The organism is Marinobacterium lutimaris (assembly GCF_900108065.1).
GTDB lineage: Bacteria > Pseudomonadota > Gammaproteobacteria > Pseudomonadales > Balneatricaceae > Marinobacterium_D > Marinobacterium_D lutimaris.
Window position 1 is genome coordinate 1 of sequence record NZ_FNVQ01000018.1, and the last position, 2,114, is coordinate 2,114.

At 60.1% G+C, this 2,114-nt stretch carries 2 protein-coding genes; both read right to left on the reverse strand.

The window, feature by feature from the left end; all coding sequences use genetic code 11:
- The coding region (locus C4S72_RS25545; RefSeq protein ID WP_104006037.1) for an NAD(P)/FAD-dependent oxidoreductase at positions 1-1,313 on the reverse strand (1,313 nt) is incomplete at its 3' end.
- A 126-nt stretch (positions 1,314-1,439) separates the two neighbouring features.
- Positions 1,440-2,114: electron transfer flavoprotein subunit alpha/FixB family protein (locus C4S72_RS25550; RefSeq protein ID WP_104006038.1), on the reverse strand; the 675-nt coding region annotated here is incomplete at its 5' end.

Consider the following 2,114-nt stretch of genomic DNA (forward strand, 5'->3'; position numbering starts at 1 on the left):
TTAAGCTGGGCATAGTCCGGTTTGTCATCGTGCAGGGTGATCGGCAGCTTACCGCCAAAGATGTTCTGGTCGATGAAGTTGAACGCGCCGCCGAGGATCGGGCCGAATTTGTGCATCGCCGGTCCGAAGTTGCGGGAGCGGAACAGCTCGTCATAGGCCCAGCTGGCTTCGAACTTGTCGCTGAAGCTGCTCAGCTCAGCACCACCTTCATTACCGGCCGCAATCGCTTCAAACACCGCTTCCGCCGCCAGCATGCCGGATTTCATAGCGGTATGAGTGCCCTTGATCTTGCTGAAGTTCAGGGTGCCGGCGTTGCAGCCGATCAACAGACCGCCGGGGAACGTCATCTTCGGCAGGGCATTAAAGCCGCCCTTGGTGATGGCGCGGGCGCCATAGGCCACACGCGTGCCGCCTTCAAGGTGCTGGGCCAGCACCGGGTGATGCTTCAGGCGCTGGAACTCGTCGAACGGACTCAGCCAGGGATTGGTGTAGTTCAGATCGACGATCAGACCGACCACCGCCTGGTTGTTCTCCAGGTGATAGAGGAAGAAGCCACCGGTCGTATCGCCTTCAAGCGGCCAGCCGGAACCGTGCACCACCAGGCCTGGCTGATGCTTGGCCGGATCGATATCCCAGAGTTCCTTGATGCCGATACCGTAGTGCTGGGCGTCGGCTTCGTTATCGAGCTTGAACTGCTCAATCAGCTGCTTGCCGAGATGGCCGCGGCAGCCTTCCGCGAAGAGGGTGTACTTGGCGTGCAGCTCCATCCCTTCCATGTAGTTGGGGCCCTGCTCACCGGCGGCGGTAATGCCCATATCGCCGGTGGCGATGCCCTTAACCGAACCATCCTCGTTAAACAGGATTTCTGCGGCGGCAAAGCCTGGGAAGATCTCGACGCCCAGGCCTTCCGCCTGTTCGGCCAGCCAGCGGCAGACGTTGCCGAGGCTGACCACGTAGTTGTTAAGCCCATGCCCGGTATTGTGCATGGTCTTGGGAATCAGTGCGTTGGGCAGTTTTTTCGCTGCGGTATCGCTTTTGAGCAGATAAAGCTCATCGGAGGTCACCGGTGTATTCAGCGGTGCTCGACTCTCTTCAGGAGCGTCCTTCCAGTCCGGGAAGAGTTCATCCATGGCGCGGGATTCGATGACAGCGCCGGAGAGAATATGGGCGCCGACCTCGGAGCCTTTCTCGACGACACAGACGGTGAGTTCCTGTTCGGCTTCCTGAGCCTGCTGCATCAGGCGGCAGGCAGCACTGAGGCCTGCAGGGCCGGCACCGACGATGACTACATCAAATTCCATGGATTCGCGCATGTGAAAACCTCGTTCACGGATAGGGGGCGTGTGATTCTCGGCAGGTACCCGATTGATCGGGGTGCCTGCCGGTCACATCTTCTTTGTGTGTTTTTTATATAGTGATGAAACGCGTCAGGCCGAGTGTTAGAGCTTTGCTTCCAGTTCCGGCAGGATCTCGAACAGATCACCCACCAGGCCGTAGTCGGCCACCTGGAAGATCGGCGCTTCCTCATCCTTGTTGATCGCCACGATCACCTTGGATTCTTTCATACCGGCCAGATGCTGGATCGCACCGGAGATACCCACGGCGATGTACAGCTCGGGGGCGACGATCTTGCCGGTCTGGCCGACCTGGAGATCGTTGCTGACAAAGCCCGCATCCACCGCAGCGCGGGAGGCACCGATGGCAGCGCCGAGTTTATCGGCCACTTTTTCCAGCAGAGCGAAGTTTTCACCGTTGCCCATGCCGCGACCGCCGGAGATGACGATTCCGGCAGCAGCCAGGTCCGGACGGTCGGATTTAACCAGCTCTTCGCTGACAAAGCTGGAGGTGCCGGCATCGCAGGCGGTGCCCACGGCTTCAACGCTGGCACTGCCGCCTTCGGCCGCGGCCTTGTCGAACGCGGAGGTCCGCACGGTGATCACCTTGACGGCGTCCTGGGATTGAACAGTCGCGATGGCGTTACCGGCATAGATCGGGCGCTTGAAGGTGTCGGCGGACTCTACGGCGATAATTTCGCTGAGCTGGCCCACATCCAGCAGGGCAGCCACGCGTGGCATGGCGTCCTTGCTGGTGCTGCTGGCAGCTGCAACGATGTG